This is a genomic window from Aquisalimonas sp. (assembly GCF_007120195.1).
Taxonomy (GTDB): Bacteria; Pseudomonadota; Gammaproteobacteria; order Nitrococcales; family Aquisalimonadaceae; genus Aquisalimonas.
In genome coordinates this window covers 1-17,675 of the sequence record NZ_SKOG01000081.1, presented here as the reverse complement: position 1 = coordinate 17,675, position 17,675 = coordinate 1, and the positions used below count along the sequence as shown (strand labels likewise).

The window sequence follows — 17,675 nt, the reverse complement described above, 5'->3', positions numbered from 1 at the left end:
ACGCCGGGGCAGCTCGCAAGCCTGCGCGCCGAGCTCACCGTGCTCGCCGCCGCCGGAATCTTGGGCACCATGATCGCAGCCGCCGTGCCTGAGACCCTGCTCGCGGATCTTCTGAGGAGCCTGGGGCTGCATGGCGCCCCCGTCGCTGTCGCCGTGGCGTTGCTCATGCTCGTGTTCGCCCAGCTCGGCCTCAACCCGATTGTCACGGCGACCATCGCGCTTACCTCGCTGAGTCAGCCGGAGGTCTTCGGTCTCGAACCCAAGCTTCTGGCCCTGGCCGTGATGACGGGCTGGATGCTGGCGGTGGGCTCCTCGCCCATGACCACTTCGGTACTCATCACCGCCCGGGTCGCGGAGGCTTCGCCCTATACCGTCGGCTACCGCTGGAACGGCTGGTTCACCCTGGGCACGGCCGCGTTGGCTTCGGTATGGCTGCTGGTGCTGGGTTGGCTGATCGGGCCATCATGACGGCGCCCCCGGCAGAGCGCCAAATGGGGTGACAGTGGCGTCAGTTTTATGCATGATTCGCAGTCATTACAGGTGCGGCAGCGCCTGGAGATGGCCCACCGTTCTCGGAGTCTGAACCGCATGCCATCGACAATTGAACAGCAAACCATGAACGGCCTGATCGTGGACCGGGTCGGTGAGTCCGGCCCCTGCATTGTCTTTATCCACGGCTCCAGCGGAGGATCCTGGTACTGGCATCCGTTCATGGAGTACTTCGCCGATCGGGGCTACCAGTGCTACGCGGTCAATCTCCGCGGACATGGTCCCAACCCTCGTTTGCCCGATCTGGGCAATGTCACGGTGCAAGATTACGTGGCGGATGTGCGCGGCGTGCTCGATGAGCTGGGCGAGACCATCGTCGTGGGGCATTCCATGGGGGGCGCCATTGCCCAGGTTATCGCCCAGGACCCACCGCTGAAAGCGGCCGTGTTCGCCGCTTCCGCGCCGGTTGCCGGTGTGAAGTTCCACAAGCCGCCCATGAACGTCTGGTTTGCGCTGCATGGGCTCAAGTCCATCCCGGCCATGATCCGCAAGACGGCCATTAAGCCCGGCTACCGCGTTGCGGCCAAATCGGTCTTCAACTGCGTCGAGCCAGAGCGCCAGCGCGAGCTCTGGCAATACCTCACACCCGAGTCCGCCACGGCGGCCGTGGAAGTGCTCAAGGGCAGTGTCGAGGCGGAACTGCGCGACGTGCGCATCCCGATGCTCACCGTCGTCGGGTCTGAAGACGGCACCACCGTCCCGGAGATGGCGCGGGAGATTGCGGAATACCAGGGCACCGAGTTCCTGGAGCTGCCCGACCATGGCCACATGTTCATGATTGAGCCGGGCTGGGAGCAGTGCGCCGAACGCATAGAGCACTGGTTCACCCAGGTGGGCGTTGGTGTCGAAAGTACCGTTTGAATGAGGAGCGCCTGCGGCGCGATCGGTTCAAAGGTGCATTACGCCTACGGCTAATGCCCCCTACACCCTCACCCTGCCGCCGCGGCATACCGAAGGATGTAGGGTGGATTAGCGCAGCGTAATCCACCGTCGACCACCGCGCCGTAAGGCGCACGCCCCCACACCCGGCCGACGCCCGTCGACGACCCCATGATCCAACCGAAACGCTCCGGCCCCGTAGGGTGGATTAGCGCAGCGTAATCCACCGTCAATGGCACAGCGCCGCAGGCGCACGACTCATGTTTCGCCCGTGCGCCCTTGGCGCGGTTTGTTTGACGGTGCATTACGCTGGTGCTAATGCCTACGCCCTTCGATCGGCCGTGGTGCCGTGGCGTGGCTGCACGCGGTCAACCAACGCGCCGCGAGGCGCGCAACCCCACAACCGGCCTCGAGCCCCATCAAGCTACACCGTCGCGCGCTTGCTCAGCGTCCACCCGCCATTCATCCAAAGCGCCATCCCCGCGGCTGGAATGAGCATCACCGCGCTGATCAACGACAGCTCCAGGTTCGTGAGTGCAACGGGCCCGCCGCCCGGTATGGCGATGCTCATGCCGCCCACGACCAGCATCGCGCGGATCGGCCACTGCAAGTACACGTTGCGGCACAAATCGCCGACGAACAGCAGATAGCCCTGCATGGCGCTGGCGATGACCAGCACCCCGAATAGCGCCTGCGCGAGCACCAGTACAATCTCCTGCATTGTCCCCTGCAGGATCAGCGCCGGGTTGAGCACAAACAGGAACGGGATGAAGTAGATCACGCTGCCCAGGCGCATGGCCTGAAAGCCCGTCTCCATGGACCGCGCACCAGCGATGGTGGCCGCCGCAAACGCGCCCAGGGCCACCGGCGGTGTGATGAAGCTCAGCATTCCCCAGTACAGGATGAACAGGTGCACGGCCATGGGGTTCATGCCGCCGCCCTGGATCAGTGCCGGGGCCAGGGCCACGGCCAGAAAGATATAGGCGGCCGTCACCGTCATGCCGATGCCCATGACAAAACTCGTGAGCGCGCCCATGATCAGCAGCACCAGCGTGCTGCCCCCGGCGAGATAGATCAGGTCGTTGGCAATGGTGCCGGAGAGTCCCGTCATGGACAGTGCGCCAATCAGCAGCCCGACGCCGGTCAGGATGGCGATCAGCTCGGCAAACAGCTTGGCCGACGACGAGAAGAAATTCAGCACATCCTGCCAGCCCCAGCGCTGGTATGGCAGAACCTGGTTGATGAATAACAGCAGCGCAGTGGCGTAGAAGGGGGCAATGGCCTCGCGGCGCAGGAAGAACAGCATCCAGATCAGCAGCACAAACACGAAGATGAAGTACCACCCCTCCTTGAGGGTCTGCTTGAGCGGTGGCAATTCGGCATGGGGCAGCCCTTTGAGTCCGTGCCGCGCCGCATAGGCGTCGATCTGGATGAACAGACCAAGGAAATACAGCACCGAGGGCACCACCGCCGCCAGGGCGATGTGCCCGTAGGGGACATTCAGGAACGTGGCCATGATGAAGGCGGTCGCCCCCATCACTGGCGGCATCAGCACGCCGCCGGTGGAGGCACAGGCCTCCACGCCACCGGCATAGGAGCGGCTGAAGCCGACCCGACGCATGGCCGGGATGGAGAGCACGCCGGTGGTCATCACGTTGGTGATGACGCTGCCGCTCATGGAGCCCATGAGCCCGCTGGAGAAAATCGCGACCTTGGCCGGCCCGCCGCGCACATGGCCGAGGAGACCGAAGGCCAGGTTGATGAAGAATTTCCCGCCGCCGGTATGCTGCAGGGCGACGCCGAAGAGCAGAAAGCCGATCACCAGGTTCGCGAACGCCTGCAGCGGTATGCCCATGACGCTCTCGCGGCTCATGGTGTGGTAGATCGCCGTCTCGGTGGCGCTCGCGGGGAATCCCTGAATCGGCCCGGGCATCACGTCGGCGAATAGGGGGTAGATGCTCGCCAGGCCAACGATGATGGCGATGGTAAGTCCGCCGGCACGCCGGGTGGCCTCCAGGATAACCGCCCACAGCAGAAAGCTCATGAAGATCGCGTGGTTGGGGGCGGCATACTCCCATCCCCGGTCAAGGATCTGCTCCGCGTTATAGGCGAAGTAGCTGCAGACACCCACCGCGAACAGGAACAGCGCGATGTCGTACCATGGCAGCCGCGATCGACTTGCCCCCGGCCATGCGGGCCACAGCAGGTAGACGAGCGGCAGCATGAGTGCCACGACGGTGTAGAAGAACTGGCTCTCCACCCGGGTGAAAAGCGTCAGCAACCCGAGGTTAAGGAGGTAATCGAGGGTAATCAGGGTCAGCGCCAGGGCAGCCAGGCGAGGCACCCAAGGCCAGTAGCCGTTGAGCTCGCGGACGCCTGAGACTTGTTCGGGGTCGGGCGCTTGCGTTGGGGTCGATGGAGTATTCATGGCCACCAGGATCTATGCCGATTGTTCGTTCCCACACGGTGCCCAGTGCGGGTGAGGGAAGGCGGGCATCCCGAGTGAGCCTGGGATGCCCGCCACAGCCAGCCGATTGCGCTCAGGGCGCTTCGCTCAACGGAAGACCGGGTCCATGCCGATCTCTTCCAGGGCGGCTGCCCGTGCTTCCATCCAGCCTTCTATGAAAGCATCTTCATCCCGCGGCGGATCATCTGCGACGTAATCACCCCAGGCCGAGCGGATGGTGCGATGCCGCTCAACCAGCGTGTCCTGGTGTTCCTGCATTTCGTCGGTCCAGTGGCCGATCTCCTTGTAGTACTCCACCACCGCATCGTGGAACGGGATGACCCACTGCATGTTCTGGTTTTCAAGCGAAAAGCCTTCGTTACCAGGTGCGGAATCCTTGTAGGCGTCATGATCCTCGACGAACATGCGAACGAGGCCGCGGACGAGATCGTCCTCGGCATCCCGGTTGGCCACCAGAATCGGGTACGGGTAGCTGGATCCCATCCAGGGGTTATCCTCATCGTGACCGCCGGCAGCCACGGTCACCTTGTGTGGCTGGAAGTAGGGGGCCACGTTCGTGAACCGCTCCCAGGCCTCTTCGTCGTCGGGGTCAAGATGGGGCCAGGTGATCCCGCGCGGACTGGCGGCCAGCTGTTGCGCGGGGGGAGCGACCGTCATGGTGAACGCCGCGTCCGCCTGATGCCCCACGATGCCTTCGAACGAGCGCCCATAACCCGGAAACTCCACGCGCTCCACGTCGTCCCAGGTCAGGTCTCCAAACGCCAGGAACGCCTCGGTGCCCACATTCAAGGCATCGTCACCACGGATATAGGCGATGCGCTTGCCCTTCAGGTCGGCCGGCGTTTCCACGTCGGTATCACCGGCTACCGCGAGCCCCAGTCCAAAGCTTGCCGTCGACGATGTGACCACGCGGATATCCTGCGGCCCCCAGTCCGGCCCCGCAAACATGAGCACGCCTTCGGCGCCGTAGTAGGCCGCGATCCCACAGGCACACAACGGCACACGCCCGGTCTTGAGCGGGGTCATGCGGGCGACGTCGTTCTCGCCGGGCAGAATGCGCACGGAGGTGCCGTAGGTGTTCTGCAGGTGATTGCCGATGGATGCCATTTGGGTGTATCCGGCGGAGCCGGTGCCATAGGCAGTCATGGCGATGCTGCCAGGCAGTTCAATGTCATCGGCTCCCGCCGCGCCGGCCCAGGCCACGGCGGCGCCGAGAACGCCTGCTGCTAAGGGTTTCATAGTCATGCTCCTCCCAGATGCTTATTCGAATTTAAACGCGTCATTTTATTATAGTGAAACTGTATTCCGTTTAGCGGAATCTTACCACCCTTGATGCGAGGTGCGCCGTTGGCGCGGCGGGTTGACGGTGCCGCCGGCACACAACGCCCCATCCCACCAATGCGATGCACCCTTCCGCTCTGGCCTCGGCGCTTGCCGGAGGGCGTAGGGTGGATTAGGCGAAGCCGTAATCCACCGTCCAACCAACAGTGCCGCCGGCACTCAACAACTACCGCGCCAACTCATTCCCAAACCGCACGTACTCGTTGATCGTCTCGGGGTTGGCACAGGCATCCCGGCTCACGGCCTTTTCCTCCGGGTACCCCAGCAGCAGCTTCTTCACCGGTACCTCCATCTTCTTGCCACTGAGCGTGCGCGGCACGCCGGTGACGGGCACGATGGCGTCGGGCACGTGGCGGGGTGACAGGTCCTTGCGCACCTTCTCGCGGATCTGGCGATCCAGCGCCTCATCCAGCGTCACCCCCTCGGCGAGCACCACGAACAGTGGCATGTACAGCTGCCCCTCGCCACGTTCCACGTTCACCACCAGGCTGTCGACCACCGCGTCGAGGTCCTCCACCACGCGGTAGATCTCCGCCGTGCCCATGCGCACGCCGTAGCGGTTGAGCGTGGAGTCGGAACGGCCGTAAATGATGCAGCTGCCGCGGGAGGTGATCTTGATGAAATCGCCGTGGCGCCACACGCCCGGGAACATGTCAAAGTAGCTGTCCCGGTAGCGGCTGCCGTCGGTATCGCCCCAGAAAAACAGCGGCATCGACGGCATGGGCCGCGTGATCACCATCTCGCCCACCTCGTCAATCAGGGCATTGCCAGTGTCGTCCCAGCTCTCGACACTTGCGCCCAGGAGTCGCGCCTGTATCTCGCCCGCGCGCACGGGCAGGGTGGGGACACCGCCGACGAAGCCCGCGCAGATATCCGTGCCGCCGCTACTCGATGCCAAATGCACGTCCGGGTTGACGGCGTCATAGACCCAGCGGAATGCCTCCGGCGGCAAGGGTGACCCGGTGGCGCCGATGCCGCGGATGTGGTCGAGGTTGTGATGTTTGCGCGGTTGCCGGTCCGCCTTCATGCAGGCGGTCAGGAAGGCAGCGCTGATGCCCATCTGGGTGATTTTCGCCTCCTCGCACAGCCGCCACAGCCGGTCCATATCCGGATAGGCCGGGTTGCCGTCGTAGAGCACCAGTGCGGCGCCATTGACCAGCATGCCGGTGAGCGCATTCCACATCATCCAGCCGGTGGTGGTGAACCAGAAGCAGCGGTCCCCCGGCGCGACATTGCTGTGCACATGGCCGGCCAGGGTGTGCTGCACGGTGATGCCGCCATGCCCGTGGACGATGGCCTTGGGCATGCCCGTCGTGCCCGAGGAGTAGAGCACCCACAGCGGATGGTCGAAGGGTACCTGCTGGAAGTTCAGACTGGCGCCCTTGCCCCGGGCGAGAAATGCCTCCCAGGTTTCCGTCGCCTTGAGCCGGCCCGGGTCGGCTGTGCCGTCCAGGTAGGGCAGCAGCACCGTGTGATCGACCGTGGGCAGGGTGTCCTGCAGGTGGCGCAACACCCCCATGCGGTCGAAGGCCTTGCCGTTGTAACGGTAGCCATCGACCGCCAGCAGCACCTTCGGCTCAATTTGCGAAAAGCGGTCCACGACGCTGGGCGTGCCGAAGTCCGGCGAGCACGAGGACCAGATAGCCCCCAGGCTGGCCGTGGCCAGCACGGCGACAATCGTCTCAGGGATGTTCGGCATGTAGGCGACCACGCGATCGCCGGGCTGGACGCCGAGCTGGCGCAAGCCTTCCGCCGCCGCGGCGACCTGTGCCTCCAGCTCCCGCCAGGTGACCACAGCGGTGGTCTCCCGGATCTCCGAGCAGTGGAACAAGGCCGGCGTATCGCCTGCGCCATGGCGCAGCGCGTGTTCCGCCCAGTTGAGCGTGCTGCCGGTGAACCACTGTGCCCCGGGCATCTCCCGGGTCGTAAGGACTTGCTGGTAAGGCGATGCCTTGAACTCGAAGTACTCCCAGGCAGCGGCCCAGAAATCTTCCAGGTGCTCCGTGGACCAGCGCCACAGGTCGTGATAGTCGGTGAATTCCAGGCCGCGCGTGTGCTGTAACCAGCGCATGAGCTGGGTGACGTTCGCGCTTTCGATCCGTTTGGCGCTCGGCTCCCAGAGCAGGCTGCCTTCTTCGATCATGGGGGTCTCCTCCTTAGCGTGCGCCTTCGGCGCCATAATTTGACGGTGGATTACGCCTTCGGCTAATCCACCCTACGCCCTTCGATCCGGCGCAAGGGACCATCGAAGCGCGTAGTCAGCCACGCGTAGGGTGGATTAGGCGAAGCCGTAATCCACCGTGAAACAACTGCCCCGCAGGCGCACAACCCATCAACCCGTCAATCAATCCACCAAAAGCCCCCGGTCAATCTCCGCAAACCGCGCCTTGCCCGCCAGCGCCATGGTGAGGTCCACATCCGCGAGCAGGCGCTTGATCACCTCGCGCACGCCCTCCTCACCATCGAGCGCCAGGCCCCAGATGTAGGGCCGACCCAGCAGCACGGCATCCGCGCCCAGCGCCTTGGCCTTGAGCACATCGGAGCCGGTGCGGATGCCGCTGTCGAAGAGTACCGGCACCCGAGCGTCCACCATGGTGGCCACACTGGGGAGGGCGTCGATGGCGGCGATACTGCCGTCAATCTGCCGCCCGCCGTGGTTGGAGACGATGATCCCATTGACGCCGTGCTCCAGGGCGAGGCGCGCATCCTCCGGGTGGAGCACGCCCTTGACCAGAATCGGCAGGTTGGTGGCCTCGCGCAGGGTGGCCAGGTCCTTCCAGGTCTTGAATGGCGCGGCGAATTCCTCCGCCCAGCGCTTGACAGAGGGCCGGATGTCCTCCTCCGGCGGGCGCGCCAAGCCGTCACGAAACCACGGGTCGGAGGTGTAATTGGCCAGGCCCTGGCCGTTGAGAAATGGCAGGAACGCGTTCTGCAGATCCCGCGCGCGCCAGGCCATCATCTTGGTATCCAGGGTCACCACGACGGCCTCGTAACCGGCCTGCTCGGCGCGCTGGACGAAGCTCGTAGCCAGCTCCGTGCTGCGCGGCCAGTAGAGCTGGAACCACCGCGGTGCATCGCCCACGGCCTCCGCCACGGATTCCATGCTGTGGGCCGAGACCGTGGAGAGGATGGTCGGCACCTGCAATGACGCCGCGGCACGGGCGGTGGCGAGTTCGGCTTCGGGCCGGATAATGCTCTGCACGCCGATGGGCGCCAGCAACAGCGGCGAGGGCAGGGTGCGCTCGAACAGTGTCACGGAGGGATCCCGCTCGGAGACGTCCGTGAGCATGCGCGGATGGATGCGGTAGCGGTCGAAGGCCGAGCGGTTGGCACGCATGGTAACCTCGCCCGCGCCGCCGGCGACGTACCAGTAAGACTCCTTGGAAAGCACCTGGTGGGCCGCGTGCTCCAGATCCTCCATGCGCACCGGCAGGCGCGGACGCGCGCCCTTCAGGCCGCCCTGGTAGATCTTGAGCTGGTGATCGCCGTAGTGGGGCTGGGCCATGGGGTTCCTCCAGTATGCGGTATTGTTTGGTGGCGAGGCGGTAGTGTGCGCCTGCGGGCGCGGGATGTTTGACGGTGGATTACGCTGCGCTAATCCACCCTACGCGCTTCGATGATCCTGTACGCCAGATCGAAGGGCGTAGGGTGCATTAGCCGAAGGCGTAATGCACCGTCGAACAACGCGCCGCAGGCGCACAACCGACAATCGAATCGGCCGCGGGCCGCCATACTCCACTGTAGGTTGCCCTTCGCAAAAAATGAAACTGTGTTTTATTAGCATGCTATCTAGTATGATCCTATGTATGTCGGAGCGAAGAACCAATACTGCAGACAACTTCAGTGATTTGAACCGCTTCGGCTCGGCCTTGGCGGAAACCGCCCGCGTTTGGCGCATGCGCCTGGATCAACGCCTGCGGCCGTTGGGGCTGAGTCAGGCCAAGTGGCGGGCGCTGCTCAATGTGGCGCGGGACGGCGAGGGCATGACCCAGAAGGCGCTCGCCGAGCGGCTGGGCATCGAGGGGCCGTCGCTGGTGGGCCTACTGGACCGGCTTGCAGCTGATGGCTGGATCGAGCGGCTGGTCTGCGCGGAAGACCGGCGTGTTCGCCGCATTTACCTCACCGAAAAGGCGCGCGCGACGCTGCAGGACATCGAGGCGGTGGCGACACAGCTGCGCGAGGAGATCTTTGGCGATATTCCGGAGCGCGAGCTTCGGCAGTGTCTCGATGTGCTGCAGCGCATCCGCGACAAGGCGGATTCCCTGCCATGAGTGGCCAACCCGTTGAGCAGAGCGGCACGCGCGCCGGTAACGGACACGGGGGCAAGATCGTCCTGGCGGTCGTGGTGCTGGTGATTCTGGCGGCGGGTGCCGGATATTGGCTCTACGAGCGCCTTTTGTACGTCCACGAAATCGACGCCCGCGTGGAGGCGGACATGATTACCGTCGCCTCGCGGCTGCCCGGGTGGCTCGAGACCATGGGCCTGAGCCAGGGGGACGCCGTGGCAAAGGGCGATGTGCTCGTGCGCCTGGATCCACGCGAGGCCGAGCGGCGAATGGCGGTGCTAGAAGCCCGGGAGGAGGCGTTGCGCCGCGAGCTGGATCAGGTGGACGCCGAGTTGAATCTGGCGCGGGCGCGCGACGAGAGCCGTATTGAGCGCGCCCGCCGGCGGGTTGCGGTGGCGCAGGCCGAGTTGGAGCGCCGGGAGCGTCAGCGCGAGAAAGCCGTGGCCGATCTTGAGCGCGTGCGCGGCATGGCCGAGGACGCCATGGTCTCCGAGCAGGAAGTCGATGACGCCCGCCACGCTCTGCGGCTTGCCGAGAGCGATGTGCGCTCCACCCGCGCCGCCCTGGAGGAGGCCCGCGCTGCGGTGGACGAAGCCCGCGCCGAGCAGGCGCACCACGCGGTGCTCGCCGCCACCGCCGCGACCCTGGAGGCGCGCGTCCAGGAACTCCGGGCCGAGCAGGAAGAAGCGCAGCTTGGCGTCAGCGATCGCAAGATCCGAAGCCCGATCGACGGCGTTGTGGCGGAGACCTTCGTCAACGCCGGCGAACACGTGCAGGCTGGCCAGAATCTGGTCATGGTGCACGAGCCCGGGCGTGTCTGGGTCAAGGCCAATATCCGCGAGACGGACATCGCCCAGGTTGCCGAAGGGCAGTCCGTGCGCATCCAGGTTGATGGCTACCGCGGTGAGGATTTCAGTGGCCGGGTGGAGCGCATCGGCAGCGCGGCGACCAGCGAGTTCGCGCTGCTGCCAAACCCCAACCCCAGCGGCAATTTCACCAAAGTCACCCAGCGCATCCCTGTTCGCATTGCCTTCGACGACCCCGATGCGCGCCTGCGTCCCGGGATGATGGTCGAGGTGCGCATTGACGTCCGAGACTGAGCGGCTCTACGAGCGCTTCGGGCCCGCGTACAAGTGGCTGGCCACGGCCACGGTGATGTTGGGCACACTCTCCATGACGCTCGCCACGACCATTGTCAACGTGGCCATTCCGGACATCATGGGTGTGTTCGGCATGGACCAGAGCCAGGCCCAGTGGCTGGCCACCGGTTTTCTGGCGGCGATGACGGCCTTCATGCTGCTCTCGGCGTGGGCGCTCAGTGCCTTTGGGATGCGCGCGGCCTATATCGGCGCGATGGTGGTTTTCATCGGCTCGGCGCTCGCCGGTGGGCTGAGCGTCAACGAGGACATGGTCATCCTCTCCAGGGTGGTGCAGGGCGCCATGGCGGGGATCATCCAGCCGCTGGCCATGACCATCATTTTCCAGGTCTTCCCGGCCCGGCAGCGGGGCCTCGGCATGGGGATCTACGGCCTGGGCGTCATCCTCGGCCCTGCCATCGGACCGGTCCTCGGTGGTGTGCTGGTGGATCTGTTCTCCTGGCGGGCGGTGTTCTTCCTGCCGCTGCCCACCTGCCTGCTCGGCATCGTCTTTGCCGTGTTGTTCCTGGCCGGCCGCGAGTCCCGCGGCCCGCGCCCCGGCTTTGACTGGTTTGGCTTCGCACTGCTGTCGGCGTTTCTCCTCTGCCTGCTCTGGGCCACATCCAACGGCCAGCGGCTGGGCTGGAACAGCCTGCTCATCCAGGGGCTGTTTGTCGCCGCCGCCGTGGCGCTGGTGGGGTTTGTGCTCTGGCAACTACGCTCGTCCGAGCCGCTACTGAATGTGCGTATTTTCGCCGTCCCCGGGTTCGCGGCCGGATCCATGATCGGGTTTTGTTTCGGTGCGGCGCTTTTCGGCAGCACTTACCTCATCCCGTTGTTCGTGCAGGAGATCCAGCAGTTCACTGCGACCAAGGCGGGGCTGCTGTTAATGCCCGCGGGCCTGGTGATGGCCATGAGTTTCCCGCTCGCCGGGCACCTCAGCGACCGCCTGCCGCCCCACGTGCCAATCGCCGTCGGGCTGGTGTTGATCGCAGTCTCCTGCTTCGCCCTTGGCACGGCGGACGTGAACACCGCCTTCTGGGTGATGGTGTTCTGGATCACTCTGGGGCGTATCGGGCTGGGCCTGGGGCTGCCATCGATCAATACTGGCTCCTTGCGCACCCTGGACTTCAGCCTGGTCTCCCAAGGCGCAGGGGCCGTGAACTTCTCCCGCCAGCTCGGCGGCGCATTGGGCGTGAACGCGTTATCCGTGCTTCTCGACCGTCGAACGTGGTTTCATACGGAGGTGATGGCGCAGACACAGACGGCCGCCAACCCGATGACCCGGGAGCTGCTGATGCGTTTTCAGGAACTGGCCGGGCGGCTGGGCGTGAGCCCTGACCGTCTGGAACCCGAAGCGCTACGCTTTCTCGGTGAGATGGTCTTTCGCCAGGGGTACGCGCGGGGCTTTCAGGACAGCTTCCTGGCGTTGGGTGTGGTCTTTCTGTTGGCGTTGATTCCGGCCTGGCTCATGGGGAGGTACACAAGGCAATGACACTCTACCGGCAGATTCTAATGGCTTATGACGGCACGGAGGCTGGGCGCCTCGCGCTTGAGCAGGGTGCAGAGGTGGCGCGCATGACCGAGGCTCACGTGCATCTGCTTGCCGTATTGCGCCTGCCCGCATCCCTGGGGTTCATGCAGGAGGGCTATCCTCAGAACTGGATCGACGAGCAGCTGCAGGAAGTCCAGGCGAGCCTGGACGAGGGTGTGGCACGCCTGCGGGAGGCGGGCCTGGAGGTCACCGGTCACCGGCGCGAAGGTGAGCCGGTAATCGAGATCAGCCACCTCGCCCGGGAGCTGAACGTCGATCTGGTGGTGGTCGGCCACACACCGCGCGGGCGTCTCGCACGGTGGTGGCACGGCTCCGTGGGCACCACACTACTCGATGAATTGCGTTGCAGTATTCTCGTGGTGATGCCGCGTGAGGACGGAAGCCGTTGACGTGGTCCCGCGCGGGGTGGCGCAGATGGTGCCGCGGTGGATGACGCCTTCGGCTAATGCCCCCACACCCTCGCTCCACCTCCGAGGCCAGTCGAAGGGTGTAGGGTGGATAAGCGCAGCGCATCCACCATAAAACAACCCGCGCCACCGTCGCACAACAACACCGCCGTACCCCGGGAGGAGAAACAATGACCGACAACCCCAGAGTCCTGATCGTTGGCGCCGGTGCCATCGGCAGCTTCTACGGCGCCATTCTCAGCCGCGGCGGCGCACAGGTGGAAGCGGTGAGCCGCTCGGATGCCGCCGTGATCCGCGAGCGCGGGTTTCGCATCAACAGCCACGACCTGGGTGATCTCTCGTTTCGTCCCCACGCCGTCTACGAGCGCGTGGAAGACGTGCAGCAGCCGCCCGATTTCGTGCTGCTTAGCGTCAAGGTGCTCGATGACCTGGACCGTGCCGCCCTGATCCGCCCGGCGGTGGGGCCCGGTACCGTCCTCGTGCTGGTGGAAAATGGCATCGACATCGAGCGGCCCATCCATGACGCGTTCCCGGACAACCCGCTGGTGAGCGGCCTCGCCTTCGTCGCCGTGAGCCGCACGGGCCAGGCCCAGTCCGAGCACAAGGCGTACGGGCGTCTGGTTGTGGGCGAATACCCTTCCGGCGCCGGCGATGCGGCGCAGCGGTTCTCCGCGCTGCTCACGGCCGGCGGTGTCGAGTGCCCCGTCTCCGAGAGCCTGGTGACCGAGCGCTGGCGCAAGGCGGTATGGAATGCCGCCTTCAATCCCGTTTCCGTCATCGCGGGCGGTGCCACCACCACCACCATCCTCGATGCCCCCCGGGGTGAGGGCTTCATGGTCACGCTTATGCAGGAAGTCTGCGACGTCGCCGCCGCGGCCGGTCATCCCATGCCGGAGTCGCTGCCCGAGAAGAGCATCGGTGGCACCCGCAAGATGCCGCCCTACCACAACAGCATGGCGCTGGACTTCCTCAATGGCCGGCCTATGGAAGTGGAAGCGATCCTCGGTAACGTGATCCGGGCGGCGCAGGAGCACGGCGTCTCGGTGCCGCACTTGGCGAGCGTATACACCGTCACCAAGATGCTCCAGCAGCGCATCGCGGACGAGGGGCATCCACTTGGCGTGTAGGGGGTATGTTTTCGCCGCGGGGTTGTGACGGCGGATTACGGCTGCGCCTAAACGACTATGGGCCGTGCCGATGATCGGGCAGGGCGCTGAACAAAGGGCGTAGGGCGGATTAGCGCAGCGTAATCCGCCGTCGATAACATAGCGCCGCAGGCGCACGACTGATGCTGCGTCTGTGCGCCTCCGGCGCAGGCTAGTTTGACGGTGCATTACGCTGTCGCTAATGCACCCTACACCCTTCGGTTGGCCGCGGTGCCATGGCATGGCTGCATGGCGTAAATGTAGTCAGTTAGGCGCAGCCGTAATCCGCCGTCAAACCACAGCGCCAGCCACCTGCCTACTGCGCCCCCATGCTCGGCAGCCACAGCGAGATCTGCGGGAACATGATCAGGATCACCGTCGCAAACACCAATATGGCAATAAACGGCGGCGTCCCGCGTATGATGTCAAAGTAGGGCCTTCGGAACACGGCCATGGCCGTAAATATGTCACAACCAAACGGTGGTGTGGCCGAACCGATCGCCGCCTGCAGGGTGACGATGACGCCCACATGCACCGGGTCCAGACCCGTCGCCGTTACCAGTGGCTGGAACAGCGGCGTGAGGATCAGGATCACCACGATGGGGTCGACGAACATACAGCCAATGAAGTAGGCCACGGCGATCAGCGCCAATGCGGCCGTGGGGCTATCCCCGAACTGTTGCACAATCGGCGTTAGGATTTGCTGCGGCACACCGGCCGTGGACAGAGCCTGGGAGAAGGCGTAGCCGATGGCCACCAGGATGAATACCACCGCGGTGATCATGCCCGTGGACAGTGCAATGGAGCCGATGTCACGCAGGCTCACCTTCCGGTAGATGAACACTTCCAGCACGATCGCGTACAGCACCGCCATCGCCGAGGCGTCCACGGGGCTGAATGTGCCGGTGTAGATGCCACCCACCACGATCACCGGGAAACCGAGAGGGAGGATGGCGCCTTTGAGGGCATAGAGGCGCTGGCGCCAGGTCGACCGTGGTTCAACCTCGATGCCCATGATCCGCGAGGCGATATAGCAGTACACGGAGAACATCAACAGGATCAGCAACCCGGGCAGAATGCCGGCGATGAAGAGGTCGCCGATGGAGGCACCGCGCGCGATCACGCCGTAGACGATCATGCCGATGCTCGGCGGAATCAGCAGCGCAATGTCGCTCGCGTTGATGATCAGCGCCAGGGTGAAGCTGTCCTTGTAACCCTTCTGCAGCAGGCGCGGGCGCATGGGGCCACCCATTGCCACCACGGTCGCCTGCGTGGACCCGGAGACGGCGCCGAAGAGTGTGCAGCTTGCGGCGGTGGTAATGGGCAGCCCACCGCGGAGGTGGCCGACAAACGAGCCGACGAGATCGAGCAACCGGTTGGCCGTATGACCCTTTGTCATGATGTCGGCGGCGAAAATGAACATGGGCACAGCCGCCAGTACCCACTGCTCGACGCCGGTGAACATCCAGCTCACGCCCTGCGCGGGGCCAAAGAACGTCATGCCCGTGAACATCATGAACAGTGTGGCCGCCAGCAGCGGGACCATCATGGGGAAGCCCAGCAACAGCAGGACCACCATGAGAATGACCATCCAAGTCAGCATTCCGCGCCCCCACGTGTTGTATCTGGAGTGAGCCGCATGGCCATTAACGCTGCTGGCCGTAAATTACGGCTTGTCCCGCTCGTCCCGCTCGGATGTTGCAGCGTCTTCGACCGATACATCCTCCTTCGAGGATGTATCGACTTGAACATCCTCTGCCGCAGAGGCCTGCGCCGGCACTGCGTCGTAGCCTTCCAACTCGGTGAACGAGCGATAGACCTCGCGCGTTGTGAGGTTGCGGAAGGCCGTCAGCCAGTACTGAATGCCGGCCAGCGTAAACCCGATGGGCATCGACAGGTAAATCATCCAAAGCGGAATGCCCAAGGCAGAGGTGCTACGCTGGCGTTGGTAGGTGGTTTCGACGTAGCCGGCTGCCTCCCAGGCCATGTACAAGAGCAGGCCGCCGGTGATCAGCGAGATGAAGATAATCAAGGCCTTTCGCGCCATGCCGCGAAGCTGGTCGTAAAAGGCGGACATGCTGATGTGGCGGGCGCGTCGCACCGCGTAGCTCACCCCCACGAAGGTAATGAGCACGAGCAGGATCTCCGTGACCTCGGTGCGGCCGGGCACACCCATCTGAAAGAACATGCGGCCAAGGACGTGGGTCACCATCAGGACGGCCATGATGATGATGGAGCCCGCGACAATGGTCATCTCCAGGAATTCGAGGGTCCGGTCAATGACCCGGATCCCCTTAGTGGCCAGCGCCGCCGGCCCCCTTCCCTCCGATGAAGCAGCACTCATGGATGCCCCTTGCGGTCAGCGTTTTGAGTTTTCGTTGCGCTATTCGTCAGACGATACCTCAATCGAGCACATTTGCACACGCCTCGAAACCGGCCTTCGTCCGCGTCCCAAGACGGTACGCACGCCCGCCAAGCGTGCAATGGGCACGGGAGGCAGTGATGCAGACCCAGGCAGTGTTGTTATCGTAGACACCTCCTGCGCCTGTGTTAATGTTAGTGGGGAATGTCTAAAGAAAAAATCCCTTGGAGAGTAACGCAAACGAAGAATCGGGAGGTCGTGATGGTGTGGCGAAACAGTTTGTGTACAGCAATAGCCCTGGGCCTGGCAACAGCCGGGACGCAGGCCATGGCCTTCGAGAGTCAGTCGTGGCGCTTTGGGCTCGAAGAGATCGAAGGGAGTGTCCAGTATGAGTACGGCGCCAAGTTCGCGGAACTCGTCGAGGAAAAGACCGACGGCGCCATTACCGTGGAGCTCTTCCCCTACGGCCAGCTTGGCGGGCTGACCGACATTTATGATGCGGCGCAGAGTGGCGCCATCCAGCTCGCCTTCGGCTCGGGGTTCCTTGGTGGTACTGTGCCGGAGAGCCAGATCTTCAGCCTGAACTTTGTGCTGACGGACGACGAGTGGACGAACACCCAGATTCTCAACTCCGACGAATGGCTTGAGAACGAAGACTTCCAGGAAGCGTTCCGGGATCGAGACCTGCACCCCATCGCAGTGGTGCCGGAAGGCTGGCAGGTGTGGTCGGCCAACCGGGAGATCCGCACGCCGGATGACATGTCTGGTCTTGCCATTCGCACCATGGATAACCGGCTCCTGCGGGAGACCTACCAGGCCTACGGCGCGGATCCGATCACCATCGAGTACGGCGAGCTTTACTCCGCACTCCAACTCGGCCAGGCCGAGGGCAACATCCAGCCGGTGTTTGCCCACGAGGAAATGGCCTTCTACGAAGTGCAGGACTACCTGATCTTCTCCAATCACGCGCAGTTCATCGCCACGTTCATGGGCAACAAGGACTGGTGGGATGGCCTGACTGACGAAGAGCGGGAGGTCATTATCGAAGCACGCGAAGAGTTGGTGGAGTACATCCACGACAAGCAGCAGCAGCTCAACACGGAGCGGCTCGAGACCATCAAGGAAAACAGCGACATCGAGATCATCGAGCTTGATCAGGAGCAGCGTGACGCATTCGCCGAGCTTGCCCACCCGGTCCGCGATACGTTTGTCGGCATGACCGGCGAGCGCGGTGAGCGGATGCTCGATAAGCTGCTGGAGCTGGTCGAGGCAGAGCAAGAGTAAGCCTCACCGCCCCAACCAGTGTTTCAACGGCCCGGCCATGATGGTCGGGCCGTTTTGGTTTGGAAGTCGTGACAGAAGTCTGTAGTGTAAATTACGCGTAACCCATATCCTGGTCGAACCGGAGGAGGAGTACCCGATGGCCGCCACCGCGTCCCACGTGATGCCTTTGGGCACACCGTTGCCGCACTTCCGGCTGCGAGACACCGAGGGCAACATTGTCGCCAGCGAGGATTTCGCTGATGCAGACGCGCTGCTGGTGGTCTT

The 17,675-nt window shown here is 64.1% G+C and carries 14 protein-coding genes; 8 read left to right on the top strand and 6 right to left on the bottom strand.

The annotated features are described in order from the left end of the window. The coding region (locus QZT63_RS06720) for a hypothetical protein (RefSeq protein ID WP_290649680.1) at nt 1-468 on the top strand (468 nt) is incomplete at its 5' end. A gap of 120 nt (nt 469-588) precedes the next feature. Then, the gene (locus QZT63_RS06715; RefSeq protein ID WP_290649678.1) at nt 589-1,410 is read left to right on the top strand and encodes an alpha/beta hydrolase; all 822 of its coding nucleotides are present in this window, start codon (nt 589-591) and stop codon (nt 1,408-1,410) included. A 442-nt stretch (nt 1,411-1,852) separates the two neighbouring features. Here QZT63_RS06715 and QZT63_RS06710 read toward each other — a convergent pair whose 3' ends face one another. The 4 genes from QZT63_RS06710 to QZT63_RS06695 form a co-directional block, all read right to left on the bottom strand. Next, on the bottom strand, nt 1,853-3,856 hold the full coding sequence (locus QZT63_RS06710) for a TRAP transporter fused permease subunit (RefSeq protein WP_290649676.1): 2,004 nt from the start codon (nt 3,854-3,856) through the stop codon (nt 1,853-1,855). Between the two features lie 126 nt (nt 3,857-3,982). Continuing rightward, on the bottom strand, nt 3,983-5,134 hold the full coding sequence (locus tag QZT63_RS06705; protein ID WP_290649674.1) for a TAXI family TRAP transporter solute-binding subunit: 1,152 nt from the start codon (nt 5,132-5,134) through the stop codon (nt 3,983-3,985). A 268-nt stretch (nt 5,135-5,402) separates the two neighbouring features. Next, nucleotides 5,403-7,379, bottom strand: a complete 1,977-nt coding sequence (locus QZT63_RS06700) for an acetoacetate--CoA ligase (RefSeq protein WP_290649672.1) — start codon at nt 7,377-7,379, stop codon at nt 5,403-5,405. Between the two features lie 201 nt (nt 7,380-7,580). Continuing rightward, the gene (locus tag QZT63_RS06695; protein WP_290649670.1) at nt 7,581-8,741 is read right to left on the bottom strand and encodes an alpha-hydroxy-acid oxidizing protein; all 1,161 of its coding nucleotides are present in this window, start codon (nt 8,739-8,741) and stop codon (nt 7,581-7,583) included. Nucleotides 8,742-9,042: 301 nt separating this feature from the next. On the opposite strand from QZT63_RS06695, the gene QZT63_RS06690 reads away from it, so the two are divergent. The 5 genes from QZT63_RS06690 (at nt 9,043) to QZT63_RS06670 (ending at nt 13,747) form a co-directional block, all read left to right on the top strand. Further along, nucleotides 9,043-9,507 carry a MarR family transcriptional regulator gene (locus QZT63_RS06690; RefSeq protein WP_290649668.1) on the top strand — a complete coding sequence of 155 codons (465 nt, stop codon included), beginning with the start codon at nt 9,043-9,045 and terminating at the stop codon, nt 9,505-9,507. Then, on the top strand, nt 9,504-10,622 hold the full coding sequence (locus tag QZT63_RS06685; RefSeq protein ID WP_290649666.1) for an HlyD family secretion protein: 1,119 nt from the start codon (nt 9,504-9,506) through the stop codon (nt 10,620-10,622). The genes QZT63_RS06690 and QZT63_RS06685 overlap by 4 nt, the downstream gene beginning before the upstream one ends. Further along, a complete protein-coding gene (locus QZT63_RS06680) occupies nt 10,606-12,153 on the top strand; it encodes a DHA2 family efflux MFS transporter permease subunit (protein WP_290649664.1) in 1,548 nt (515 codons plus the stop codon). The genes QZT63_RS06685 and QZT63_RS06680 overlap by 17 nt, the downstream gene beginning before the upstream one ends. Next, nucleotides 12,150-12,602, top strand: a complete 453-nt coding sequence (locus QZT63_RS06675; RefSeq protein WP_290649662.1) for a universal stress protein — start codon at nt 12,150-12,152, stop codon at nt 12,600-12,602. Before QZT63_RS06680 ends, QZT63_RS06675 begins: the two co-directional genes overlap by 4 nt. Before the next feature lie 188 nt (nt 12,603-12,790). Next, nucleotides 12,791-13,747, top strand: a complete 957-nt coding sequence (locus QZT63_RS06670; protein WP_290649660.1) for a ketopantoate reductase family protein — start codon at nt 12,791-12,793, stop codon at nt 13,745-13,747. 334 nt (nt 13,748-14,081) lie between these two features. Here the strand turns inward: QZT63_RS06670 and QZT63_RS06665 are convergent, their stop codons facing one another. After that, a complete protein-coding gene (locus tag QZT63_RS06665) occupies nt 14,082-15,368 on the bottom strand; it encodes a TRAP transporter large permease (RefSeq protein WP_290649658.1) in 1,287 nt (428 codons plus the stop codon). Nucleotides 15,369-15,431: 63 nt separating this feature from the next. Next, a complete protein-coding gene (locus QZT63_RS06660) occupies nt 15,432-16,109 on the bottom strand; it encodes a TRAP transporter small permease (RefSeq protein ID WP_290649656.1) in 678 nt (225 codons plus the stop codon). A 345-nt stretch (nt 16,110-16,454) separates the two neighbouring features. On the opposite strand from QZT63_RS06660, the gene dctP reads away from it, so the two are divergent. After that, nucleotides 16,455-17,411 (top strand): TRAP transporter substrate-binding protein DctP, encoded by a 957-nt coding sequence (gene dctP / locus QZT63_RS06655; protein ID WP_290649654.1) that lies wholly within the window; start codon nt 16,455-16,457, stop codon nt 17,409-17,411. Nucleotides 17,412-17,675 lie beyond the last annotated feature (264 nt).